This window comes from Thalassospira sp. MCCC 1A03138, assembly GCF_002115785.1.
Classification (GTDB): domain Bacteria; phylum Pseudomonadota; class Alphaproteobacteria; order Rhodospirillales; family Thalassospiraceae; genus Thalassospira.
Genome location: NZ_JFJY01000005.1, coordinates 153,555 through 177,549, shown reverse-complemented (window position 1 = coordinate 177,549; position 23,995 = coordinate 153,555). Strand labels below are relative to the sequence as shown.

The following is a 23,995-nucleotide window of genomic DNA, read 5'->3' as shown; positions in this document are numbered from 1 at the left end:
CAGCTCTGCACAGTGTGAAATTCGATGGCTATGCAGTCGCAATATTTTGTCTCCGGTTCAATCCTGCGTCACATCTTTTCAATGGTGCATACCAGCATGTTTGCGCTGGTGGCAATGGTTCTGGTTGATGCGCTTGATCTGTTTTTCCTGAGCCTTCTGAGGGATGTGGAAATCATTGCCGGTCTTGGATTTGCCTGGCCGATTATCTTTTTCACACTTGCCGTGTCGCTTGGCATATCGACCGCAATGACAGCACTTGTTTCCCATGCCGAGGGGCTTGGTGATCGGGACAGGGCAAAAGTCTATGCCACGCATGTTATGGTATTCGGTCTTGTGCTATCGGTCGTGATGACCGTCGTCTTGTGGCTGTCGGCACCTTGGATGCTTGATATGTTCGGGGCTACCGGCAAGGCCCGTGATATCGGCATCACTTATGTACAGATCGTGATCCTGTGCTTGCCGGTTCTGGTGCTTAGCATGTCATCGGGCGCGTTGTTGCGCGCCATCGGGGCAAAGCAGCGCGCCATGTGGTCGAAAATGGCCGGGGCGGTGGTCAATGCGGTCCTCGATCCCATTTTCATCTTTGGTTTTGATTGGGGTGTCGAAGGGGCGGCATGGGCAACCGTCGTGTCACGGATCGCGATCATGGCGGTGGCCTTTTATGGTGTTCGAAACGTTCACCACATGCTTGGCCGGTTTGATGCGGCACTGTTTAGCAAGGACATCCGCGATATTGCCCGTGTAACCGTACCAGTCGGATTGGCAAAGATCGGGCCGCCAATCGCCAGCGCCTTTATCATGTCCAGCATGGCAAAATATGGGCCCGATGCGGTGGCCGCCATGGCGATCATTGAACGTATTGCGCCATTCGTCTTTGTTGGCTACATGGCGTTACCCCAGGCAATCGGCCCGATCATCGGCCAGAATTTTGCTGCGGCAAAGGCCGAACGGGTGCGCAGCATCTGGCATAATGTCTGGGGATTGGTGGCAGTTTACGGGGGTACTGTCTGCGCTGCTCTGTTCCTATTTCAAAGCCAGATTGCGGTGCTTTTCAGTGCGACCGATCAAACAACGGCGTATCTATCGATTTTTTGCAGTTTTACAGCCCCCTTTTATATGTTCCTCGGTCTGCAATTTTCATCACATACCTTCTTTAACGTCACCGGGCGGCCCAATCTTGCAATGATATTCGATCTTGCGAAGGAGCTTTTGGGAGTAATCCCGCTTGTCTGGCTGGCTAGCTATTACCTTGGTGCGGCTGGTGTGCTGATTGGGCAAGCAGCCGGGATTGTTGTATTTGGAGCGATTACCGGGATTGTCAGTTACCGTGTGGCCTGTGCCATGCGGCCCCCAGTGATTGATGATGCGCGTGACGAAGGACAAGCGGCAAAATGCTGAACTAGCAGATCATGCGTGATATTCACGCGCCCGATGTGTAAGTCATCAGCAGGCAGGGACCTTCAGACGTCTCATATTCTCGGTGGGCCATAAATCCAATTGCTTCGTAACAGCGGATGGCGCGTTCATTTGCCGGGTCAGGATCAATGGCAATCATCGGAGATCCGCGGTCAATCAGCATCTGTATCAGGATTTTCAAAAGCATCTTTCCATGCCCGCACCCCATCATGTCAGGTATGCCAATAAATGTGTCGATGCAGCGGGTGTTTTCCGGCAGATGCTCAAAATGGGCTTGGGGCCATTGATGCGCGTCATAATGCTGTGCAAAGGCAAAGGGGCGATTGCGATAGGATACGATCAGTGTCGCAATTTCGGCCAGTTCGACATCTTCGGCGATTAGTTCTATCTGTTCGTCCGGTGTTCCCCACCAACGCGCGACTTCCGGCACACGCAGCCAGCGTCGTATCATGGGTAAATCATTGGGGAGGGCCCGCCGGAAACGATATGTTTCGGCGCTGGCCATGGCGATCAGGCCCCGACAGTGTCGCGTTTGGCGGCTAGCGCCAAGTTAGCCTTCGATCCAGACTGACGACCGATTTTCCCGGTGATCCAGCTCCCGGTTTTGGCAAGCTTTTCAAGATCGATACCGGTGTCGATGCCCAAGCCATTCAGCATATAGACGACATCTTCAGTGGCGACATTGCCGCTTGCACCCTTGGCATAGGGGCATCCGCCAAGCCCGGCGACCGAGCTGTCAATCGTTGCAATCCCCATCTGCAGAACGGCCAGCAGGTTTGCCAGTGCCTGACCATAGGTATCGTGGAAATGAGCGGCGAGGTTTTCGATGGCGACATGGCTTGCTACGGCTTCGATCATCGCCTGCGCCTTGCCCGGTGTCCCGGTGCCGATGGTATCGCCAAGGCTGATTTCATATGCCCCCATGTCAAACAGGGCCTTTGCGACATCGGCGACCTTTTGCGGGGCAATCTCGCCCTCGTACGGGCAGCCAAGAACGCAGGAAATATACCCGCGCACGGCGATGTTGGCATCGCGTGCGGCGCTCACAACCGGACGGAACCGATCAAGGCTTTCGGCAATGGAACAATTGATGTTCTTCTGCGAAAAGCTTTCCGATGCCGCCCCAAAAACCGCGACTTCGGTTACACCTGCCTCAATCGCGGCTTCAAGCCCTTTCAGGTTGGGGACCAGAACCGGATAGGTGACGCCCGGTTTGCGCGAGATGCGGGCCATGACGTCGGATGCGTCGGCCATTTGTGGCACCCATTTCGGGCTGACAAAGGCGGTGGCTTCGATGACCAAAAGACCTGCATCGCAAAGGCGATGGATCAGTTCGACCTTGATGTCGGTCGATACCATGGTCTTTTCGTTCTGCAATCCGTCACGCGGACCGACTTCGACGATCTTGACCTGTTCTGGCAGACCGGAAAGGCGGGGCATTCTACTCTGCCTCCTCGATGGCGATCAATTCGGCGCCGTCATCAACCTGATCGCCAACAGCAAAGAATATCTCGCGAACCTTGCCAGAAACCGGTGCTGAAATGGTGTGCTCCATTTTCATTGCTTCCATCACAACAAGCTTGTCGCCTGCCACAACAGATTGCCCCGGTTCGGCCAGCACGGCAATGATTTTACCGGGCATCGGCGCGGTTAACCCGCCACCGGCACCTTCATGGGCGCCTGCGGCTGCGACCGGGTCAAAAATTTCCAACCGGTCAGATCGTCCATCGCGGAAAATCGTCAGTCGATTGCCATCACGAAGGATGCTGGCGCGTTTTCGGACCTTGTCAAAGGTAGCTTGAATGGTGCCATCAACGGCAATCTCGGCGTGGGCTGTGATCGAACTGCCGTCGGGCATATCAATCACATAACCGGCTGCGCGATAATGCACCTTGATCTTCAGGTCCGCCCCGTCATGACGCAGGATCAGATCATGGTGATTATCATCGTTCAGACGCCATCCCGATGTGCTGTGCCATGGGGAATAGGGATCGCTGCTTTGTGCGGCATGGCTTTTGGCCTCGGCATCACGAAGCATCAGGATATCAAGTGCGGCAAAGGCAAGGGCATCATTGTCAGGCGCCGCCGGGGCGGGGATCAGATCGTCGAGATACTGACCGATGAAACCGGTTTCGACTTCGCCGCGTTCAAAGGCCGGGTGGCGCGCAATATTGGCAAGAAAACCGGTATTGGTTGTCACGCCGACAATCTGTACATCGTTAAGTGCCGTTGCCATCCGGCGCAGTGCCGATGTGCGATCCGTATCCCAGGTGATCAGCTTTGCGATCATCGGGTCATAATGAATGGAAACCTCGCAGCCTTCGTATACGCCGGTATCTATCCGCACGTGATCATTGGCCGCGGGCATGCGCATATGCACAAGTGTGCCGGTGGCGGGCAGGAAATCATTATGCGGGTCTTCGGCATACAGGCGGACTTCGAAGGCATGCCCGTTAATGGTCAGTTCTTCCTGTGCCTTGGGCAGCTTTTCACCGTCAGCAACACGCAATTGCCATTCAACAAGGTCTTCGCCGGTGATCATCTCGGTCACCGGATGTTCGACCTGAAGGCGTGTGTTCATTTCCATGAAATAGAACGCACCCGACGCATCTAGCAGGAATTCGACCGTACCAGCCCCCTGATAACCAATCGCCTTGGCAGCATCGACGGCAGCCTTGCCCATCTCGGCGCGAATATCTTCGGGCATGTTCGGGGCAGGGGCCTCTTCTATCACCTTCTGGTGACGGCGTTGCAGGGAACAGTCGCGTTCAAACAGATAAACCGCATTGCCATGGCTATCGGCAAAGACCTGAATTTCAACATGGCGCGGTTTGACGATCAGCTTTTCAATCAGGCAATGATCATCGCCAAAGCTGCTTGCAGCCTCGCGCTTGCAACTGATCAACGCGTCCCTGAAATCGGCGGGTTTTTCAACCGCACGCATGCCTTTGCCGCCGCCACCTGCCGACGCTTTGATCAGAACCGGATATCCGATCTTGTCTGCTTCTGCTGCCAGAAGATCCGGGGCCTGATCTTCGCCGTGATAACCGGGAACGAGTGGAACACCCGCCTTTCCCATGATTTTCTTGGCTTCGGATTTCGATCCCATCGCACGGATCGCATTTGCCGGTGGGCCAACAAAGACACAGCCTGCTTTCCCAAGGGCATCTGCAAACCCTGCATTTTCCGACAGGAAACCGTAACCCGGGTGAACCGCATCGGCCCCCGACTGCGCAATGACTTCAAGCAAACGATCAACGCGCAGATAGCTGTCTTTCGGGGCCGAACCGCCGATGCGATAGGCTTCGTCGGCACGTTTGACATGCAGGGCATTGGCATCTGCATCGGAATAAACTGCGACGGTCTGGATACCCATGCGGCGTGCGGTTTCAATCACGCGGCAGGCAATTTCACCACGGTTGGCGATCAGTATTTTGCGCGGCATGATTAATTCTCACTCCACTTCGCGGGGCGTTTTTCAAGAAATGCACTGACACCTTCACGGCCTTCGGCACTTGCGCGCTGATCGGCAATGCGTTGTGCGGTATCGTCAATGACATCATCGTCAATCGGTTTGTTGGCAACCGCATAAATCAGCGATTTTGCTGCATCCATGGCACCCGGGCCATTCGCCAGCAAAAGCTTTGCCATGGCATCACCCCGTGCGGTCAGATCGTCACCTGAAACAATTTCATGTACCAATCCGATGGCATGGGCGGTCGCTGCATCAAAGCGTTCCGCCGTCAGAAAATAGCGACGGGCCTGCGATACACCGATGGCCTCGACCACATAGGGCGAAATAACCGCCGGAATCAGGCCGAGCTTGACCTCTGACAGGCAGAAACTGGCCCGATCAGATGCAATCACGATGTCACAGCACGCGGCCAACCCAACCCCGCCGCCAAATGCGGCCCCGTTGATAAGCCCGATGGTCGGTTTTGACGCAAAGTTCAAAACCTTCATCAGTTTTGCAAGCTTGCGGGAATCTTCAAGATTTTCGTCATGGCTGTAACCGGCCATGCGCTTCATCCAATTCAGGTCGGCCCCGGCAGAAAAGCTTTTGCCAGCGCCGGACAAAATGATTACCCGCACAAGCGGATCGGCATTCAGCGATTCCAGCTTGGCCGTCAGATCGCCGATCAGGATATCGTCAAACGCGTTGTGGATTTCCGGACGGTTTAACGTAATGCGGGCAACGCCCGATGCGCTGATCTGGCATATCACGGCATCGGTAGATGGATCGGTGTTATCGGTGTTTACATTGCTCATGCCAGCCTCACATCCGGAACACGCCAAAGCGTGTTTCCGCAACCGCTTTGTTAAGTGCTGCCGAAAGACCAAGCCCAAGAACCATGCGGGTATCGGCCGGATCAATCACCCCATCGTCCCAAAGTCGCGCAGACGCGTAATAGGGATGACCCTGTTCTTCGTACTGGTCGCGGATCGGGCCTTTGAAGGCTTCCTGTTCTTCTATGGGCCATGTTTCACCGCGCTTTTCCTGTGCATCGGCGCGGATTTGGGTCAAAACGTTTGCCGCCTGTTCCCCGCCCATGACTGAAATTCTTGCATTTGGCCACATCCAAAGGAAGCGCGGGCTATAAGCACGGCCACACATGCCATAGTTGCCCGCACCAAATGATCCACCGATCAGGACGGTAAATTTGGGAACATTGGCGGTCGCAACGGCGGTCACAAGCTTCGCACCATCCTTGGCAATACCGCCGCTTTCATATTTTCGGCCAATCATGAAGCCGGTGATGTTCTGCAGGAACACCAATGGGATACCGCGCTGACAGCAAAGTTCGATGAAATGCGTGCCTTTAAGCGCACTTTCGGAAAACAGGATGCCGTTATTGGCAATAATCCCGACCGGATAGCCGAAAATGCGGGCAAAGCCGGTAACCAGTGTCGTACCATACTGGGCCTTGAACTCGTCGAAGTCTGATCCGTCTACGATGCGTGCAATGACTTCGCGCACGTCGTAGGGTTTCTTGGAATCGCTTGGAATAACGCCATAAATTTCGCGTGAGTCATAGGCGGGGTCGCGCGGCGTGGTCAGGGTCAAACCGGGATTTTTCGTCCAGTTCAGGTTCTTGACGATATTGCGCGCAATCGACAATGCGTGAGCATCGTCCTGTGCATAGTGATCGGTCACACCCGATGTTTTACAATGAACATCCGCACCGCCAAGGTCCTCGGCCGAGACAACTTCGCCGGTTGCGGCCTTCACCAAGGGCGGGCCCCCCAAAAAGATCGTGCCCTGTTTACGAACGATAATGCTTTCATCGGACATGGCCGGTACATAGGCGCCACCCGCCGTACAGGACCCCATGACAACCGCGATTTGCGGAATGCCTTTGGAAGACATGGTTGCCTGATTGAAAAAGATGCGGCCGAAATGGTCGCGATCCGGGAAAACATCATCCTGCCGTGGCAGGTTCGCCCCGCCGCTATCGACCAGATAAATACAGGGCAGATTGTTTTCGAGCGCGATTTCCTGCGCGCGAAGGTGCTTCTTCACCGTCATCGGGTAATAGGAGCCGCCTTTGACCGTAGCATCATTGGCAACGATGACGCATTCAACGCCTGAAACCCGACCAATCCCGGTGATGATGCCCGCCGCAGGAACGTCTTCATCCTCATACATGCCATAGGCGGCAAGCTGTGAAAGTTCAAGGAACGGGGACCCGATATCCAGCAATTGACGGATACGTTCACGGGGCAGAAGTTTGCCGCGCCCTGTGTGGCGGTCGCGCGCGCGTTCACCGCCGCCAAGTTTGATCTGCGTGATCTGATCACGTAGATCGGCAACCAGTTTTTCCATCTGTTCGGCATTGTTGCGGAAATCTTCCGAGCGGGGATTTATCGCAGATTTCAGAACCGTCATCGTCAATTGACACCGTTTGTTGCCGGGGCTGTTTATGCAAGGAAACGACCCCGTGGTGAATGGCGCTTATGACTGCTGTTATGGTGGAAGTTTACGTAAACGTCAAGATTAAATAGGTAATCCAGTACCGAATTTACGTATATCAAAAATGGACAGTATATTGGGATCGCGAAATGATATCTCGAGTGAGGGAAAGTGTCGTAAAATTCTTATATATTTTAATTGGTTATGGATTTTCGATGGGCACGTTTTCTGATCGGATCAGTCGTCGATCTGCTTGCGCAGTTTGATCCAGCGTTCAAGATGTTCAAGCCGGTCATTGCCAAAAAATGCTTCGTTTTCATAGAAAAAGAACGGCGACCCGAAGGCTCCGCGTGCGATGGCTTCGTCGGTAACTTCGCGGACGTGTTGTTTCCATTTCGGATTTTCGACGGCAGCGCGGATTTCTCCGGCATTGATGGAGTGCCGGGTGGCTGTAGCAAAGACAACTTCCGGGTCCGACATATCAAGTCCGTCGGCAAAATATCCGCGATAGACATCCTTGGCGAACTTGATCGCCAATGCGGGCTTGGTTGATGCAATCCAGTAATAGGCACGGGTCGGGACCAGTGCGGCATAGGGGAATTTTTCGGGGATGCAGAACGGTGTGTTCTGCATCTTTGCGCAGCGTTCCATGTCGTGCCTGAAATAGTCGCCGCGGATTGGCTGGTCCAGTAGCGGGCTTTGTCCGGTTTGCTTGAAGGCTGCCCCGATCATGAACGGATACCAATTGACCGTAACGCCTGTTCTGGCCTCAAAGGCGTCTATGCGTTCCGCCGCAAGGTAACCATAAGGTGACGAGAAATCGAAATAGAAAGTGACTTCCGACATGTTGTGGGGCCCGTAAATAATGACGCGAAACTGTGTGCCACGTGGCGATACCGGCAAAGCCATTGGCAGGATGGCTTGGTCATAGTGTGCCACTAAGCATTTGTATTGCAACAAAATTTATCGAATTTACGGGATCGTGATGCCGGGGCGTACTTTTACTTCTTCCATCACGACATATGTATGAGTCTGGCTGACACCCTGAACAGAGGACAGGCGTTCAAGGAATTCGCGATAGGCATACATATCGGCAACCCGAAGTTTCATCAGGTAATCAAAGCCGCCTGCGACCATGTGACATTCTTCGATTTCCGGCAGTTTGCGGATCGCTGTGGCAAACACGTCAAATACGTCCGGGGTCGTCCGATCCAGCGTTATTTCGACAAAAACCACCAGCGACTGATTGAGTTTGCGGGGGTCAAGTAGCGCCATATAACCGGTGATGAAGCCGTGTTGTTCAAGGCGGCGAACACGTTCGAGGCACGGTGTCGGGCTAAGATTGACGCGACGTGACAGTTCAACGTTCGACATGCGTCCGTCGTTTTGAAGTTCGCGCAGGATCTGTTTGTCAATCTTGTCTAGGCTTTTATGATTCTTCTGCATTTTAATCTAATAACCAGTGTTTATAACTGCACTAAAAGTTTTTCAATGGATGATATATCGTATTTTTGGGGAAAATGGCAGCACATTTTTTGAGTGCATATATATTGTCTGTGGCCACATGAGGAGAAAACTCTGCGTTCCCCATAAGGAACCGGAGAATTGCATTTGCAGGGAGAAGCCATCGCCATGTTCCGCATCGATATGCCCCAAGCCAACGAAGTCCGCGCAAAAATCCGCGAAACATATCGGACTGACGAAGAAGTTGTTGTTGAACGCATGATTGAGGCTGCCCGACTGGCTCCCGAACAATCTGCGCGCGTTCAGGATCGGGCTTATCAGCTTGTAGCGCGGGTTCGCAAAGCCGATAATGGCAAAAGCGGCATCGATGCGCTGCTTCATGAGTATGAGCTTTCAAGCAAGGAAGGCGTCATCCTGATGTGCCTTGCTGAGGCACTTTTGCGCGTTCCCGATGCGGTCACCGCCGACAAGCTGATCCAGGACAAGCTGTTTGACGCCAACTGGCAAAGTCACCTTGGCCATTCCGACAGCTTCTTTGTCAATGCATCGACCTGGGGACTGATGTTAACGGGGAAGGTGATCAAGTTCGGCAAGGCGGAAAAGGCCGATCCGGGCGCGTTGCTTAAACGCATGATCGCACGCTCGGGCGAGCCGGTAATCCGTAAGGCATTCAACCATGCCATGCGTATTATGGGGCGTCAGTTCGTTATGGGCCGCACGATTGCGGAGGCCGCCGAACGGGCGAAGGCGAACGAGGAAAAAGGCTATCGCTATTCCTATGACATGCTGGGCGAGGCCGCGCGTACCATGGAAGACGCGGATCGCTATTTCAAATCCTATGTCGATGCGATCAACGATATCGGCAAGGTCGCGAATAATCGCGGCCCGATCAACAGCCCTGGCATCTCGGTAAAGCTCTCGGCGATCCATCCGCGTTATGATTTCGCCAATTATGATCGCGTCATGAATGAACTTGTGCCGCGCCTCAAACAGCTTGCGCTGCTGGCCAAGAAATATGACATCGGTTTTACTGTTGATGCCGAGGAAGCCAATCGTCTGGACCTGTCGCTTGATGTGATCGGGGCAGTGTTTGCCGATCCCGATCTTGATGGATGGGAAGGATACGGTCTTGCGGTGCAGGCCTATCAGAAACGTGCCTATCACGTGCTGGAATGGCTTGCCGACCTGTCGGTCAAGGTCGGGCGCAAAATGATGGTGCGCCTTGTCAAAGGGGCCTACTGGGATACCGAGGTCAAGAACAGTCAGGAAAACGGGTTTGAAGGGTATCCGGTCTTCACCCGCAAGGCCGCAACCGATGTTTCCTATCTGGCGTGTGCACGTTTCATGCTGTCGCGTCGCGACGCATTCTATTGCCAGTTCGCCAGCCACAATGCCCACACCGTGGCATCGGTTCTGGAAATGGCTGGCAATGACCGGACGTTTGAATTCCAGCGTCTTCATGGCATGGGCGAAGCCCTGTATGAACAGATTGTCGATAAAAATGGTGAAAACGTGCCGTGCCGTGTTTATGCACCTGTTGGCACCCACGAGGATTTGCTGGCCTATCTCGTCCGACGTCTGCTTGAAAACGGTGCCAATACCAGCTTTGTAAACCGTATTCAGGACGAACAGCTACCGATCGAGGAAATGATCGCCGATCCGGTGGAAAAGATGGCTGCCCTGCCACGCAAGGCCCATCCGAAAATTCCGGCACCGGTTGATCTTTATGGTGCTGGTCGAGTCAATTCCAAGGGCATTGATCTGACCGATACGACCAAGCTTCTGCCGTTGGCCGAAAAGCTGGCCTCGATTGAGGGTAAAATCTGGCATGCTGCACCGCTGATTGATGGCAAGCTTGTCTCGGGTGAGGCGATTGATGTTCTAAACCCGTCAAACCGGAACGAAAAAGTCGGCGAACTGGTTCAGGCCGGTGAAGCCGATGTCGAGGCCGCGATTGTTGCCGCCGCCAAAGGTTATGAAATCTGGAACAAGACCGCGGCGACTGAGCGTGCCGCGTGCCTGCGCCGTCTAGGTGATCTTCTTGAAGACAACATGGACGAATTTATCGCGCTCTGTCAACGCGAAGCAGGAAAGCTCTATTCCGACGGTGTTGCCGAAGTACGCGAAGCTGTCGATTTCTGCCGTTATTATGCCAACCGGGCAGAAGAAAACTTCCGCGAGGGCTGCATCCTTGAAGGTCGCGGCATTTTCGTCTGCATCAGCCCGTGGAACTTCCCGCTTGCGATTTTCTTGGGCCAGGTCAGTGCGGCACTGGCGGCTGGTAACGCCGTTATCGCCAAACCGGCCGAACAGACGTCGCTTGTCGCGGCTAAGGCCGCCGAGCTTATCCTTGCCGCAGGTGTGCCGGGGGCTGCATTTACGCTGCTGCCGGGGCCGGGGCGCGTGATCGGCAATATCCTGATCAATGATCCGCGTATTGCGGGGGTGGCATTTACCGGTTCGACTGAAACGGCGCAGGTCATAAATCAGGCGCTGGCAAAGCGCCCGGGTGTTCCGTTGCCTTTGATCGCCGAAACCGGTGGCCAGAATGCGATGATTGTCGATTCAACCGCATTGCCGGAACAGGTTGTTCAGGATGCGATCATTTCCGGATTCCAGTCCGCCGGGCAGCGTTGTTCAGCCCTGCGTGTCCTGTTCGTTCAGGAAGACATCGTCGATAAACTTTGCCACATGCTGGTCGGGGCGATGAAGGAACTGCGCGTTGGTGACCCAAAATTCCTTGATATCGACGTCGGACCAGTGATTGACGAAAAATCGCGCAAAACCCTTGTCGCGCATGCCGAACGCATGACCAAGGAAGCCAAGCTGCTGCATGCCTGTGACATCTTGCCCGAATGCAAGGACGGCACATTCTTTGCGCCGCATTGCTTTGAAATTCCGTCGCTTGATGTTCTTGAACGTGAGGTGTTTGGCCCGGTTGTTCACGTTGTTCGCTACAAGGCGCGCGATCTGGACAAGGTTCTCGATCAGATCAATGCGTCCGGTTATGGCCTGACGATGGGCATCCATTCGCGTATCGACAGCACCGTGCGCCAGATTTCGCAAAAGCTGCGTGTTGGCAACTGCTATGTGAACCGCAACATGATTGGGGCTGTTGTTGGCGTGCAGCCGTTCGGCGGTCAGGGTAAATCTGGTACCGGCCCGAAAGCAGGCGGTCCGCACTATGTCGAACGCTTTGCCAAGCCGGTGACTGAAGCCGGTCAAAAGGCCGCTGGTAGTGCCGCCATTGCCGATGACCGCTCGCCTATCGTGATCAAGGCATCGCTGGCAGACGAGGAATACCGCTTCCTGCAGGCAGCACAGGTCAAATGGCAGGCGACGGATGGCAATGAACGTGTTCGTCTTCTGGAAAATTTCGCGACCAAACTGGCAGCCGCCCCGGTCAGTGAATTGTCGGAAAATGCCGAACTGATCGCGAATTTTGCCGCAATTTCGGAAAACGGCTTTGTTGCGCCGACCCGGATGCCCGGGCCGACCGGTGAAACCAACGACCTTTATATGCTGGGACGTGGTGTCTATCTGGTTCAGGCCGAAAAGGATGCCGAGCCATCCCGGATTATCCGTCATATTGCCGCAGCCCTTGCTGCGGGCAATGCGGTAATTGTGGCAGGCGATCAGAAATGGCTTGGTGATCTTCCGGTATTTGCGCTCGAAGCAGGCCTCCCGATAAAGCTTGTCGGCGTTGTGTCATCTAAGGTCGGCGTTGCCGTGATGTATGATGGCGATGTCGCCGGTGTATCCTGTATTGCGCCCCTTGATCGTGTAACGGCGTTCAAGCAGCTTCTGGCAAAACGTGACGGCGCGATCCTGTCGCTGATTTCCGATAGCGGTGCTGACGATGACGGTGCGTTGCCTGACGAAACATTCCTGCATCGTTTTGCGACCGAAAAAACCATTACCATCAATACGACGGCGGCGGGCGGTAACGCGTCGCTGATGTCGATGGAAGAAAACTGATCTTACGGATCGCTATATCCGTCACCAGAGACCGGGGCGATATACCCCGGTCTTTTCTTTGGGGGGGCGATATTGTGCCTTTGTGTTGTGACGAAACATGCCCAGGCAATTGTGTGCGGGCTTTTTTTCGTCATAATCGCCTGCCACAAGATGTGCCGGAACCACGGGCAGTTCAGGGCGTTAAAGCTTTATTGCGATCTGCTGTATTAGTGGTTCGAAAGAATTTGAATATGTCGATCCATCGGCATGAGAAGGAGCACAAAGATGATCACGATTTCCCGAGGCTGGCGCAACGCGATGAAGGCTGTTTCGGTATGTGCCTTGCTGGCGACGCCGCTTGCGGCCTGTGGGCCGTTACAGATGCCGCTGGAAGACCGGACCGGGAATGACCAGTGGCTTGATACCCAGATCAAGTCAGGCATCCTTGGCGAGTTCTCTAAGGTCGACCATACCTACCTTATCGACGTGAATGTCGATATCTGGAAACAGCAGGTGATGGTCACCGGCATGGTCGATTCCAAAGGCAAATATTTTGATGTGATGTCGCTGGTCAAACAGGACAGCCGCATCAAGACTGTCTATGACCATCTTGAAGTCGCCGATGCGGCAACCATCGAGGCCTATCACAAGGCAGAAGACGAATATGGCAAAAATGCCGTGCCGGCGGATTCGGCGACCCAGACAGGTTCAGACGTTTGGATCGAAAGCCAGATCAAGGCATTGTTATTGGCCGAAAAAGGTGTCAGTTCGGTGAACTACCGTTGGCAGTCCGTGAACAATATCGTCTACATCATGGGGGATGCCCAAAGCAGCGAAGAGCTCGACAAAGTGCTGTCAATCGTTCGTCGTATCAAGGGTGTCAAGCGCGTCGTCAGCCATATCGCAACTGTCTGATCACCTTGTGATTAAAAGATTTTCTCGCGATCCCCTGCAAATCTGCCAGTTTGCGGGGGATCTTTTTTTATCTGCGTGTTGCAAAAGTGTTTGAAAACTATTCGCATGTGGATTACAGGTAGGTTGCTGTCATTAATAACTGATTGCAATTACGCCGATGTATGTTTGCATTTGTAACGCCATAAAAGAACGCGATGTTCGTCGTGCCGCCGAGGAAGGTGGTGCAACGCGCCCTGCGGACGTATTCCGTTTCCATGGCTGTGCCCCGCAATGCGGGAAATGCGCCTGCCACATGCGTGCGGAATTGCTTCAGGCGAAAACATGCGGCAATTGCGATTGCGATGATGCGGCCGCTGTCACCGCAAATGTGGCTCCGATTGCCGCCGAATAAGCTCCAATATAGATCGGGAAATTTTGATGACGCCTCCGCAAGCGGGGGCTTTGCTGTTTTCAGACCCGGAAACCTGCCTGCGTTCCGGGAATGCAGGCAGGTTTGAAAATCAGCGCTTCCCGAACCGTTCCTCGGCCAGGCGGTCCGCAACAAAACCGGTCGACAGGTTTTGGCGGTCTGCACGTTCAAAGATTTCGCGCACGGTGGCGGCGATACCTTCGATATGCTTGTTGGTTTCGCTCACCGGCCTGCCTTCGCGGCAATAATAGACTTCGACAACGCCACCCGCATTGATCACATAATCCGGCGCATAAAGAATGCCCGCCTCGCGCAGCATTTCGCCGTGCCGGTCGGCTTCAAGCTGGTTGTTAGCGGCACCTGCAATGATGCGGGCGCGGATTTTATCGATGCTGCGGTCGTTAACGACGCCCCCCAACGCGCAGGGGGCCAGAATATCGGCATCAATGAACAGGATTTCGTCGGTTGAAACCGCAGTAGCGCCGAATTCTTCGACCGCCCGGTTAACGCTGTTGGCATTTAGGTCCGACACAACCAGTCGTGCACCCGCCGAATGCAGCATGCGACACAGGTGATAGCCGACATTGCCAAGCCCCTGAACGGCAACGCGTAACCCCGCAAGATCGTCATGACCGTTTTTAAAGCGAACCGCTTCTTTCAGGCCGATAAAAACGCCGTAGGCGGTGAAGGGGGACGGATCGCCGGTCCGTGCTGGATCTTTGCCGTCATTAATACCACCGACATGCTTGGTCTGGCTGGCGATCTGTTCCATATCCTCGGGGCTGGTGCCAACATCTTCGGCCACGATGTAGCGACCGCCAACCCGTTCAACAGCCCGACCTACTGCGCGAAACAGCTCGGGCGTTTTCTGACTGCGCGGATCACCGATAATAACCGATTTGCCGCCACCAAGTGGCAGATTTGCAAGCGCTGATTTATAGGTCATGCCACGGGACAGTCGCAGCACATCGTGAATGGCTTCCTGTTCCGACGCATAAGGCCACATACGGCATCCGCCCAGCGACGGGCCAAGATTGGTATTGTGCACTGCAATAATGGCCTTGAGGCCGGTGTCGGGATCACTGGCGAAAACAACCTCTTCATGGCCGTCAAATGCGGTGTCGGAAAAAACGTTCATCCTGGTGTCGCCTCCTGGCGCAAGCTCGTTATTCTGCAAGGGTCGGTCCTTGGTTATTCCTTTATGTTTGATGCTTCGTGCTTTTGATCAATTTCAAAATCACCTTTGGGTTAAAAAAAGACCGTTTCGGTAAAACGCGCGACAAAAGATGGAATTTTGTGATCGTGAGGAGGATGCTTTGAAATAATCTTTCGCGTACTGAAATGCGTATTTTGCGATTTATGGTTATCTTGTGCATTTGTCGTTGCGCGTCGCAACCCCGTTTTTGTTGTTCAAACGGCGCTTGAAAGGCCGAAATCCAAGTATAAGGATAAACTGAAATAGATAAGTTGCGCTGCGATAGGAATTCGTGCCGCACCGCAGAATTACGCCATTTTGGACCCAGCCATGCAAAACCGTCACACTTCAATCCGGATCAATTCATTTAAATATGGAATACAGCCGGATGATTTACGGCTCGTTAAGCCACTTGTTCCACACTCGTGGTTGGGCGTTTCATTTTTATGAAATTCCCGGTTCAGGACACAGGCGGCGTCGGGCGGGCGCCGCAGGCAAAAGTAAGGAGACCGGGTGGACATGTCTGCTTTCACAGACCCACGTCAAACCGTTTATCAGGTTGAACTGCACAACCAGGCCGTTCGTGAATGCGTCAAAGAGAATCGTTCCCACGAGGTTTTTGATGATCGCTGGGCCGATGTGCAGACCCACGAAGTTGCTGCCAAGGACGAATACAAGGCACTTGCCATGATCGAAAACACCTACCCGTCTTGCGACGGTTTTGTTGTCGATCACGTCAAACGCCGTGACTAACCGGCACAACGGGATTTCCGGCCAGCGGCCAAAACAACAAGGGCGGGTTTCAACCCGCCCTTGTTGTTTTCGGTGATGATCGGAATGCCTTACTTCGCAAGTGCGCGATCAAGGAAATCAAGCCGGTCCTGTCCCCAGAACATTTCGCCATTGGCAAAATATGTCGGAACGCCAAAGATATTGTCTGCTTTTGCAGCTTCGCTGTTGGCATCATAAATTTTGGCAATCGCCGGATAATCGGCATGTTCGATGTATTCGCCCGACAATCCGTTCGTCACAAGCGCCTCGCGGACGACCTGTGGCTCGGCAATATTGCGATCTCGAAGCCAGATATCTCCCATCAGCGTATGGATCAGTCCGGTCGGGTCCTTGTCTTCGTCCTGAACCGCGATAATGGTGCGCGCGGCCAATGTTTCGTCCACCGGAAACGCGGCAGGGGTCAGATTGACCGGAATGTTCAAAAAGTCTGCCCAGCGCTTCATTTCGACCATGCGATATTCTTGGCGCGGTTTGGGGCGTTGCGCCAAGGGAACACCGCCGCCATGTTGCCAGACATCCGCTGCCCGGCATGGCTTATGTATGATCGGTGTATCATGTTTGCGTGCGATTTCGACAACGCGGTTAAACCCGAAGAACGACCAGGGGGACTGAACAAAGAAATAATGGATGATGGGCGTAGACATTCGAAACCTCCGGGGACTGCCTGTCAGCGGCATATTGTTTTGGAATGATGCAAGATTGCCCGATCTGCTCTGTCACCGTCAAATGGTCTGACGGCATATCCCGGAGTTGTGATGAATTCGCAGGTGGCCATGATCAGGATCTAGTAATCCAGCCACCAGCTATATTCATTCAGCCCGCCCAGCACCACACCATCGAACCCAAGCTTCATGATACCGCCCAGATAGCTGTTTTCGCTGCCGAACAGAATATTCTGCCATGCCTGTGACCAGTAATAGACATGGTGTTCCTGCCCCCAGCGCGCATCAAGGTTGCCTTCGCCGATGAATTCAGGGCTGCCCGCACGCCAGTTATTCTGCCAGTAGTAGCGATATGTTTCAGCCGTTCCGATATTCAGATAGGCAAGGATGGTGCGCGGCGTGCCGACTTTTTTATAGCGCAGACGCTTCATGTCGTCATAGGTCAGCGGGATCGTGCCGCGATGGAACGGATCAATGATCAGGACATCGTAATTGGTGTCGATCATTGCGTCGATAAATGCGTCCTTGGTTCCATAAGGTGAACTGTCGAGCACGATCGCGTAATTTTTGGCTTCGCGAATATTATCGATGATATGCGGGTTCGCGCCAATTGGTGTGCGCGGTACTTTCGCCAATGTCGAAAGCTGCTTATCGGGCGGCGGAGCCGCGTAATAAAGTGCGTTAAGGTCCCGCAACTTCTGGCGTGCGGCCTGCTGTGCATCGCTTTTATCGGTGTAGTCCAGCGCGAAATATTCAAGCCCGGATGATTTCAGACGATCCAGATAGCCAAGGATATATTTGGTTTCCTCGCTATCTGTGGGCTCGCCATATTTATCGAAACCGTAAAACGGGGCTTCGATCATGATACCGTCAAGCGCACGCAGATAGTTGCGTGCAGGCTCTGCCGTCCCGCGCGATGCAAACAGCGTGGTTTCAAGATATTCCGTCAGTTCCAGACCATTAAGGGCAATGATCGAAAAATCGCTGCGATAGGACTTCGCCCACCGACTGAGTTGAATGACGAAATTTCGCATTTCATCGGCAAACTGAACATCCGGCTTTTCCGTTCCGGTTGCCTCGCTTCGTTTGCGCGGTGAACTAAGACTGTTGGGGGGAGGAACGAAAGGTTCCAACTGCTGGGCGTTTGCCGGAGCTGTCAACGTGACAGGCGCGCAAAGGCTGCCAACTACCAAACCAAAGGCGACAAGGGAGCGTTTCCAGCGAAATCTGCTTCGCGGATTGATGGTCAATTTGCCCGAAACTTTTCCCCGGCTCAAATCGCGTACTTTTTGCCAGCCTGCTTCTGCCATCATGACGCTGCCTTTGCCTGCGGTCGTGAAAAGACATTTTGGACATGGTCCGCTATTGCAAGGCATGCCGTCAATCCCGGTGATTCAATGCCATAGAGTATCACCAGACCATCAATGCCATGGGTTTCGCGATCCGAAATCAGAAAGTCGCGGGCGGCTTCGCCCGGTGCCTGAATTTTTGGTCGGACACCGGCATAACCGGTTTGCAGGGCATTTTCGTCCAGTGCCGGATAGTATTTGCGAATGGCAGCTGCAAATCCCGCACGTTTTTCTTCGGGCACGTCATAGTTTGGTTCTTCAACCCAGGTCACATCCGGGCCAAAACGCGCCTGTCCCCCCAGATCAAGGGTCAGATGAATGCCAAGCCCGGCCTGTTCGGGGGCCGGATAAATCAGGGTGGAGAAGGGGGCCTTGCCCGAAAGCGTGAAATAGCATCCGCGTGCATAATGCTGTGGCGGAATGCTCTGTTCTGGCAGGCCGGTAAAATTATGCGCCAATGTCTGACTATGCAGGCCCCCGGCGATCAGAAGCTCGGTACAGGTCAGGCTCATCTCCTGACCGTCGCGGTCACGCGTTTCGATGGCAAAAATGCCGTTTTCAAATTTCGCGGACACAACATCGGTATTAAGTGCCAAAGTTGCCCCGTTTGCCTCTGCCTCGCCCAATAGGGTCACCATCAGCTGATGGGAATCAATAATGCCGGTTGACGGACTTTCAAGTGCTGCCACGCAGTTCAGGGCCGGTTCGCGCGCAATCGCGTCATGTCCGTCAAGCCAGACAAGGTCATGGACCCCATTTTCCTGCGCCCGTTTTTCAATATCGCGCAGGGCGGGTATCTGATCGTCGTGGGTTGCGACAATCAGCTTGCCGGTTCGTTTATGATCAATGCCGTTTTCTGCGCAATAGCGATACAGCATATCTCGTCCTGCCACGCAGAACCTCGCCTTCAGACTGTTTTTTGGATAGTAAATACCGGCATGGATGACTTCGCTATTGCGTGCGCTGGTCTCGGTTCCGATTGCATCGTGACGTTCGATAATCAGAACTTCCCGACCGGCGTTGGCCAGGGCGCGTGCGCAGGCAAGGCCGACAACGCCGGCGCCGATGATGACGGTTTGAATATCGGTGGTCATGTTGAAAAAATTGTCCGGGGCTTAAGGGTTGATCTGACGGAAATAAACGGCCTGGCCCTGATTGTCCTGACCTTCGCCGGTCACGCTGCCGGGGTCTTCGCTTGTGTAATGGCCACGTGCAGATGCCCCGTCGTCACAGAACACATACCAGCTGCCAAACGGCAATGTGTTGCTTTGATAAGCGCCGCCATCATGCCGCCAGATGCCTTCACAATGGCGAAGGTCACTATCGATAATCATTGTGCCTTCGCCGGAGGGCTGATCAAATTTCAGCATTCCCTGTCCGCGTGATCCTTGCCAGTTGGTGGTGATCGGTAATCCTTCGGACGGTGTGTCTGTCGTATTGCTATCTGGAAGTGCCGCTGGTGACGGTGTTTCGACAATTTCCGGGGTTGCTTGCGTTGACGGGATCACGACACCATCGGGAAGCTGCACGTCAAACCGTGCAAAGAAATTAGCCCCGAACAGCTGGGCATCAACCGCATCAAGCTGTTTAGGCGGGGCTGTGAAATCTGTCATGGTCTGGCGCGCGACCGGGTCACAATAGTAACCAAGCAGGCGACTGCCACGCACGGTTGGTTTATCCGGGTTCCATTGACCGACAAACGACACGCATTGTGAACCGGCGCGAATGAAGGGGGTCATTTCAATCGGCCCGTATCGGGTATCTTGCATGAAATTCATGCCATTGGTGGCACTTCGTCCGCGTAATCCGTCAAACATCTCCAAAAGCTGTTCGGACGACATTTCATTGTTAAAGGCAAAGCCCGGGGCGGAAGTCGAAAAAACGCTTTCAACAAACAGATCATCGCTTGCGCCTTTGATACTGCCTTCCGCCGCAGGCGACAGCCAGCGACCAACAAAAACGGTGCTGTTTTCGCGATATTGGCGCAGAAAGACCATTGTAACCGGTATATCGGATTTAAATGAAAGCGGGCTCTGATCCGCTGGAATCTGCTCGAACCCGCCAACATCCTGCGCGTTCGCAGACGACATTCCGGGCATCATCAAAGTGCCGGCAATTACGCCACCCCAAAGGGCCCCCCGATTGGTCACTTTGCGTCCTTCCTTCATGTTATTGCTGGTGAAATCATTTTTCCCTACTCCTATCTTTACCTGTACGGTGATAGATTGGCTAGGGGCCAGTAGACAACTTGCCTTCAATGAAATTCTTTGTTCTTGATTTTTACGGGCAAAGACGCTCATTGGAAGCAGGGTTTCGGCCCTGGGGACAGAAAATTGCCTGAATAACGGAGCAAACTTCAATGACGGTGCACGAGACCAGCGCAACCGGGGAAAGCGCAGGCCAACAGATCGCTACCGCCAAGCAGCCAGGCGCGAAGCGCGCCCATGTGATCGTGATTGGCAACGAAAAAGGTGGATCCGGAAAGTCGACAACGGCGATGCATTTGATCGTATCGTTGATGAAAATGGGATTTTCCGTTGGTTCGCTCGATATTGACGCCCGTCAGGGGACCCTGACCCGATATGTTGAAAACCGGATTTCATTTAACGAACAGAAAAAGCTGAAACTGCCTGTTCCGGATCATCGTCCGATTTACCGCAGCGAGCTTGATGATGGCAATGCCGCCAAGCTTGACGAGCGGGAGCGTTTCACCAATGCACTTGGCGAACTGGTGATGGGCTGCAATTTTGTGGTGATGGATTGCCCGGGCAGTGACAATTACCTGTCGCGTCTTGCGCATTCCTGTGCCGATACGCTGGTGACCCCGATTAATGACAGCTATATCGATCTTGATATGCTCGCTAGGATCGATCCGGACACCCTTGATATCAAAGGACCCAGTATCTATGCCGAAATGGTCTGGGATGCACGTAAACGCCGTGCAGCGGTAGATGGCGGCACGATTGACTGGATCGTCATGCGTAATCGTCTGTCACACCTTGATGCACGCAACAAACGTGATATCGCCGAAATCGTCGAAAAGCTGGCAGCGCGTATCCGGTTCCGTGTGGCGCCCGGCTTTGGCGAACGCGTGATCTACCGGGAATTGTTCCTGAAAGGTTTGACCCTACTTGACCTTCGCGAGAAGGGGGTGGGAATCCCGCTTAGCATGTCGCACATGGCAGCCCGGCAGGAAGTTCGTGCCCTGCTGGAAATAATCGGCTTCACACCGGCAGATGGCGAAGAGTTGCCGATCTGATATAAGCGCCCCTATATCAGGGTGATCGTGCCCTGAAAAATGGTTGGTGCCCGTGCCCGGAAACAAATCGACACCCGAAACACAAGCCAAACAGCAAAGCCGTGTTGCGTCTGATGTCTCAAACCATACAGACGTGACCGCCTTTGTGAAGCAGGCGCGCACTTTGGCTGCTGTTGCACCGGCTTCTGGTCCTGCGCGCGGGCGTTTGATCTTTGCGATGGATGCAACGGCCAGCCGTCAGCCAAGCTGGGATAGTGCTGCGGTTCTGCAGGCTGAAATGTTTGATGCCGTCGCAGGCATTGGCAGCACACTGGATATTCAGCTTGTTTTCTTCCGTGGTATTTCGGAATGCAAGGCCAGTGCCTGGTATCGGGATGCGGCAAGGTTGCGTGACTCCATGACAAAAGTCACCTGTCGTGCGGGGCATACACAGCTTGCCCGGGTGCTTGGTCATGTTGAAGGGCAGGCGCGCGATAAAAAGATCAACGCCTTGATTTATGTCGGGGATTGCCTCGAGGAAGATATCGATAATCTCGCCGGGCTGGCGGGGAAACTGGCGTTAAAGGGGATCAAGGCATTCATGTTTCAGGAAGGATATGACGTGAAAGCCGAGACTGCCTTCCGCGAAATTGCCCGGATCACCGGTGGTGCTTTTGCCCGTTTTGATGCCAGTGCAGCAGACCGTTTACGCGATTTGCTTGGCGCGGTTGCAAGTTATGCGGTTGGCGGGATCAACGCGCTCGAGGAATACGGCCATAAAACATCATCGCAGGATGTCAAACTGCTGGGCTCCCAACTGCGGAAACCCCGATAATGCAATGGTTCTTGTTGGGGATAGGGCTTTTCGTTGCTGCCGGATTTATCATCAGATGGTTATCGTCAGCCGAGCCAAAGGACGTCAGAAAGATCGGGATGTGGGTCGTCGTTCTGTCGCTGGGCGTGCTGGCAGCTTGGTTGCTTCTGACCGGAAAGCTTGCGGCCATGGTTGCCGCCCTTGTTGCTGCCATACCCTTCCTCTCTAGAATCCTCAAAATTGGCTTATTGTGGCCATTATTGCGCAGGATGTTCGGTTTTGCCCGCTCTGGCGGTGGCAGGCCTTCCGGGCGTGCGTCTGCCAGTTCAGGACGGGTATCGGAGATAAAAACGGATTATCTGCACATGTATCTTGATCACGACAGCGGTCAATTGGCTGGCACAATCGTGCGCGGCTCGATGGTTGGGCGGAATCTGGATACGCTCGGGGTTGACGAGATGCGCGTGCTTTATGTCGAATGTTGCGGCGCACAAGATCAAAGCCAGACTGTTCTGGAAACCTATCTGGAACGCCGACCGGATTGTTCAGGATGGCAGAACTGGCAGGCGTCCCGGGGTGAAAATGATAATGGAAACGGCCGTGCCGGAAACGATTACGAGCAAGCTGACAGTGGATTTCGTAGCGGAGAGATGAATGCAGGTGAGGCCCGAAGAATCCTTGGTGTTTCCGAACAGGCGACGCGCGAGGAGATTAATCGGGCCTATCAGGTCTTGATCAAGGCAGTTCACCCGGATCATGGCGGATCGGATTATCTTGCATCCAAAATCAATGCGGCCCGGAGCCTCCTGTTACAGCTTTTTAAAGATTGAACTGAATAAACAGCGCACTCGCTTGATCCGCGTTCTTGAAATGTGGCAGAAGCATAAGATTGGCCGAATGCGAATGAGGCGGGTATGACGCGGTCAAAACAAAGGAAAAAAGGCATGTCGAAGCGAATCAAAAAGGCTGTATTCCCGGTTGCGGGTATGGGAACCCGTTTTTTGCCAGCAACCAAGGCAATGCCCAAGGAAATGCTGCCAGTGGTAGACAAGCCGCTTATTCAATATGCAGTTGAAGAGGCAATCGCGGCGGGCATCGAAGAATTCATCTTCGTAACCGGTCGTGGCAAAACCGCAATCGAAGACCATTTCGACCGTTCTGCCGAACTCGAAGCGATCCTGATGGAGCGCGGCAAACATGATGCGCTTGAAACCTCGCTTGCGATGATCCCGGAAAATGGTCGTGTGACCTATACCCGTCAGGGCAATCCTCTGGGGCTTGGTCACGCCGTATTGTGCGCCAAATCTCTTGTCGGTGACGAGCCCTTCGTCGTTCTTCTGGCCGATGACCTGATCCAGTCAAAAGTGCCTTGCATGAAGCAGATGGTCGAAAGCTATGGCCGGACGGGTGGCAATATGGTTGCCGTTATGGACGTCCCGCGCGAGGAAACCCAGCGTTACGGGGTGCTTGAAGTCGAAGGCACCAATGGCCGACTGGTCAGCGCCTGCGGCATGGTTGAAAAGCCCAAGCCCGAAGACGCGCCATCGACCTTGTCGGCGATTGGCCGCTACATCCTTGATCCGGGTATCTTTGAAGTCCTTGAGAATATTCCGCGTGGTGCGGGCAATGAAATCCAGCTTACGGATGCGCTGGCGGCCATGATTGGAAAAGTTCCGTTTTACGGCTATCGCTTCGAAGGTCGTCGTTTTGACTGCGGCAACAAGATCGGATTCCTGAAGGCCACCATGTCTTTCGCTCTGGCACGCGAAGACATGCGTGATGACGTTCGCAATCTTATTCACGAATTCGCCGCCGGCGAAGCCGCGGAATAATAGAATTCACTTAATATCTTTTGGCAGGAGCCGGGACAGAC

The 23,995-nt window shown here is 53.9% G+C and carries 21 protein-coding genes; 9 read left to right on the top strand and 12 right to left on the bottom strand.

The genetic code is table 11. The features are described 5' to 3' along the window. The first annotated feature begins 24 nt into the window (after positions 1-24). Entirely contained in the window at positions 25-1,398 is a 1,374-nt protein-coding gene (locus TH468_RS12225; RefSeq protein WP_246832313.1) for an MATE family efflux transporter, read from the top strand. 22 nt (positions 1,399-1,420) lie between these two features. On the opposite strand, the gene TH468_RS12220 is transcribed toward TH468_RS12225, so the two are convergent. From TH468_RS12220 to TH468_RS12190, 7 genes are all read right to left on the bottom strand, one after another. Further along, on the bottom strand, positions 1,421-1,921 hold the full coding sequence (locus TH468_RS12220) for a GNAT family N-acetyltransferase (RefSeq protein WP_085644471.1): 501 nt from the start codon (positions 1,919-1,921) through the stop codon (positions 1,421-1,423). A gap of 5 nt (positions 1,922-1,926) precedes the next feature. After that, positions 1,927-2,856 (bottom strand): hydroxymethylglutaryl-CoA lyase, encoded by a 930-nt coding sequence (locus tag TH468_RS12215; protein WP_085644469.1) that lies wholly within the window; start codon positions 2,854-2,856, stop codon positions 1,927-1,929. A 1-nt stretch (position 2,857) separates the two neighbouring features. After that, the gene (locus tag TH468_RS12210) at positions 2,858-4,861 is read right to left on the bottom strand and encodes an acetyl/propionyl/methylcrotonyl-CoA carboxylase subunit alpha (protein WP_085644467.1); all 2,004 of its coding nucleotides are present in this window, start codon (positions 4,859-4,861) and stop codon (positions 2,858-2,860) included. A gap of 2 nt (positions 4,862-4,863) precedes the next feature. Then, positions 4,864-5,685, bottom strand: a complete 822-nt coding sequence (locus tag TH468_RS12205) for an enoyl-CoA hydratase/isomerase family protein (RefSeq protein WP_085644465.1) — start codon at positions 5,683-5,685, stop codon at positions 4,864-4,866. Positions 5,686-5,692: 7 nt separating this feature from the next. Then, complete coding sequence (locus tag TH468_RS12200) at positions 5,693-7,303, bottom strand: carboxyl transferase domain-containing protein (protein WP_085644463.1); 1,611 nt, start codon at positions 7,301-7,303, stop codon at positions 5,693-5,695. 261 nt (positions 7,304-7,564) lie between these two features. After that, positions 7,565-8,173: a 2-hydroxychromene-2-carboxylate isomerase gene (locus TH468_RS12195; protein ID WP_085644462.1), complete on the bottom strand. Its 609-nt coding sequence runs from the start codon at positions 8,171-8,173 to the stop codon at positions 7,565-7,567. A 126-nt stretch (positions 8,174-8,299) separates the two neighbouring features. Further along, positions 8,300-8,773 carry an Lrp/AsnC ligand binding domain-containing protein gene (locus TH468_RS12190; protein ID WP_007090318.1) on the bottom strand — a complete coding sequence of 158 codons (474 nt, stop codon included), beginning with the start codon at positions 8,771-8,773 and terminating at the stop codon, positions 8,300-8,302. Between the two features lie 159 nt (positions 8,774-8,932). On the opposite strand from TH468_RS12190, the gene putA reads away from it, so the two are divergent. From putA to TH468_RS12175, 3 genes are all read left to right on the top strand, one after another. After that, on the top strand, positions 8,933-12,769 hold the full coding sequence (putA, locus tag TH468_RS12185; RefSeq protein ID WP_246832311.1) for a bifunctional proline dehydrogenase/L-glutamate gamma-semialdehyde dehydrogenase PutA: 3,837 nt from the start codon (positions 8,933-8,935) through the stop codon (positions 12,767-12,769). Positions 12,770-13,033: 264 nt separating this feature from the next. Then, entirely contained in the window at positions 13,034-13,663 is a 630-nt protein-coding gene (locus TH468_RS12180) for a BON domain-containing protein (RefSeq protein ID WP_085644458.1), read from the top strand. A 157-nt stretch (positions 13,664-13,820) separates the two neighbouring features. Beyond that, a complete protein-coding gene (locus TH468_RS12175; protein WP_037988009.1) occupies positions 13,821-14,054 on the top strand; it encodes a bacterioferritin-associated ferredoxin in 234 nt (77 codons plus the stop codon). Positions 14,055-14,163: 109 nt separating this feature from the next. On the opposite strand, the gene TH468_RS12170 is transcribed toward TH468_RS12175, so the two are convergent. Continuing rightward, positions 14,164-15,210: a Glu/Leu/Phe/Val dehydrogenase dimerization domain-containing protein gene (locus TH468_RS12170; RefSeq protein WP_085644456.1), complete on the bottom strand. Its 1,047-nt coding sequence runs from the start codon at positions 15,208-15,210 to the stop codon at positions 14,164-14,166. A 576-nt stretch (positions 15,211-15,786) separates the two neighbouring features. Here TH468_RS12170 and TH468_RS12165 point away from each other — a divergent pair. Then, on the top strand, positions 15,787-16,020 hold the full coding sequence (locus TH468_RS12165) for a hypothetical protein (RefSeq protein ID WP_007090314.1): 234 nt from the start codon (positions 15,787-15,789) through the stop codon (positions 16,018-16,020). A gap of 89 nt (positions 16,021-16,109) precedes the next feature. Here the strand turns inward: TH468_RS12165 and TH468_RS12160 are convergent, their stop codons facing one another. The 4 genes from TH468_RS12160 to TH468_RS12145 form a co-directional block, all read right to left on the bottom strand. Then, entirely contained in the window at positions 16,110-16,703 is a 594-nt protein-coding gene (locus TH468_RS12160; RefSeq protein WP_085644454.1) for a 2-hydroxychromene-2-carboxylate isomerase, read from the bottom strand. Between the two features lie 140 nt (positions 16,704-16,843). Continuing rightward, positions 16,844-18,034 carry a hypothetical protein gene (locus TH468_RS12155; protein ID WP_246832310.1) on the bottom strand — a complete coding sequence of 397 codons (1,191 nt, stop codon included), beginning with the start codon at positions 18,032-18,034 and terminating at the stop codon, positions 16,844-16,846. Further along, positions 18,031-19,164: an NAD(P)/FAD-dependent oxidoreductase gene (locus TH468_RS12150; protein WP_085644452.1), complete on the bottom strand. Its 1,134-nt coding sequence runs from the start codon at positions 19,162-19,164 to the stop codon at positions 18,031-18,033. Before TH468_RS12150 ends, TH468_RS12155 begins: the two co-directional genes overlap by 4 nt. 21 nt (positions 19,165-19,185) lie before the next feature. After that, positions 19,186-20,220 (bottom strand): hypothetical protein, encoded by a 1,035-nt coding sequence (locus TH468_RS12145; protein WP_246832309.1) that lies wholly within the window; start codon positions 20,218-20,220, stop codon positions 19,186-19,188. A 209-nt stretch (positions 20,221-20,429) separates the two neighbouring features. Here TH468_RS12145 and TH468_RS12140 point away from each other — a divergent pair, with 209 nt between their 5' ends. From TH468_RS12140 to galU, 4 genes are all read left to right on the top strand, one after another. Next, a complete protein-coding gene (locus tag TH468_RS12140) occupies positions 20,430-21,329 on the top strand; it encodes a division plane positioning ATPase MipZ (RefSeq protein ID WP_085644448.1) in 900 nt (299 codons plus the stop codon). Positions 21,330-21,381: 52 nt separating this feature from the next. After that, positions 21,382-22,143 carry a VWA domain-containing protein gene (locus TH468_RS12135; protein ID WP_246832308.1) on the top strand — a complete coding sequence of 254 codons (762 nt, stop codon included), beginning with the start codon at positions 21,382-21,384 and terminating at the stop codon, positions 22,141-22,143. A 98-nt stretch (positions 22,144-22,241) separates the two neighbouring features. Further along, complete coding sequence (locus TH468_RS12130; RefSeq protein ID WP_085644446.1) at positions 22,242-22,952, top strand: DnaJ domain-containing protein; 711 nt, start codon at positions 22,242-22,244, stop codon at positions 22,950-22,952. Positions 22,953-23,066: 114 nt separating this feature from the next. Beyond that, the gene (gene galU, locus TH468_RS12125; protein ID WP_007090306.1) at positions 23,067-23,954 is read left to right on the top strand and encodes a UTP--glucose-1-phosphate uridylyltransferase GalU; all 888 of its coding nucleotides are present in this window, start codon (positions 23,067-23,069) and stop codon (positions 23,952-23,954) included. Positions 23,955-23,995 lie beyond the last annotated feature (41 nt).

Excerpts from the sequence above, each read along its gene's own strand:
- TH468_RS12225 (WP_246832313.1), top strand. The coding sequence starts at position 25 with ATGGCTATGCAGTCGCAATATTTTGTCTCCGGTTCAATCCTGCGTCAC.
- TH468_RS12220 (WP_085644471.1), bottom strand. The coding sequence starts at position 1,921 with ATGGCCAGCGCCGAAACATATCGTTTCCGGCGGGCCCTCCCCAATGAT.
- TH468_RS12215 (WP_085644469.1), bottom strand. The coding sequence starts at position 2,856 with ATGCCCCGCCTTTCCGGTCTGCCAGAACAGGTCAAGATCGTCGAAGTC.
- TH468_RS12210 (WP_085644467.1), bottom strand. The coding sequence starts at position 4,861 with ATGCCGCGCAAAATACTGATCGCCAACCGTGGTGAAATTGCCTGCCGC.
- TH468_RS12205 (WP_085644465.1), bottom strand. The coding sequence starts at position 5,685 with ATGAGCAATGTAAACACCGATAACACCGATCCATCTACCGATGCCGTG.
- TH468_RS12200 (WP_085644463.1), bottom strand. The coding sequence starts at position 7,303 with ATGACGGTTCTGAAATCTGCGATAAATCCCCGCTCGGAAGATTTCCGC.
- TH468_RS12195 (WP_085644462.1), bottom strand. The coding sequence starts at position 8,173 with ATGTCGGAAGTCACTTTCTATTTCGATTTCTCGTCACCTTATGGTTAC.
- TH468_RS12190 (WP_007090318.1), bottom strand. The coding sequence starts at position 8,773 with ATGCAGAAGAATCATAAAAGCCTAGACAAGATTGACAAACAGATCCTG.
- TH468_RS12180 (WP_085644458.1), top strand. The coding sequence starts at position 13,034 with ATGATCACGATTTCCCGAGGCTGGCGCAACGCGATGAAGGCTGTTTCG.
- TH468_RS12175 (WP_037988009.1), top strand. The coding sequence starts at position 13,821 with ATGTATGTTTGCATTTGTAACGCCATAAAAGAACGCGATGTTCGTCGT.
- TH468_RS12170 (WP_085644456.1), bottom strand. The coding sequence starts at position 15,210 with ATGAACGTTTTTTCCGACACCGCATTTGACGGCCATGAAGAGGTTGTT.
- TH468_RS12165 (WP_007090314.1), top strand. The coding sequence starts at position 15,787 with ATGTCTGCTTTCACAGACCCACGTCAAACCGTTTATCAGGTTGAACTG.
- TH468_RS12160 (WP_085644454.1), bottom strand. The coding sequence starts at position 16,703 with ATGTCTACGCCCATCATCCATTATTTCTTTGTTCAGTCCCCCTGGTCG.
- TH468_RS12155 (WP_246832310.1), bottom strand. The coding sequence starts at position 18,034 with ATGATGGCAGAAGCAGGCTGGCAAAAAGTACGCGATTTGAGCCGGGGA.
- TH468_RS12150 (WP_085644452.1), bottom strand. The coding sequence starts at position 19,164 with ATGACCACCGATATTCAAACCGTCATCATCGGCGCCGGCGTTGTCGGC.
- TH468_RS12140 (WP_085644448.1), top strand. The coding sequence starts at position 20,430 with ATGACGGTGCACGAGACCAGCGCAACCGGGGAAAGCGCAGGCCAACAG.
- TH468_RS12130 (WP_085644446.1), top strand. The coding sequence starts at position 22,242 with ATGTGGGTCGTCGTTCTGTCGCTGGGCGTGCTGGCAGCTTGGTTGCTT.
- galU (WP_007090306.1), top strand. The coding sequence starts at position 23,067 with ATGTCGAAGCGAATCAAAAAGGCTGTATTCCCGGTTGCGGGTATGGGA.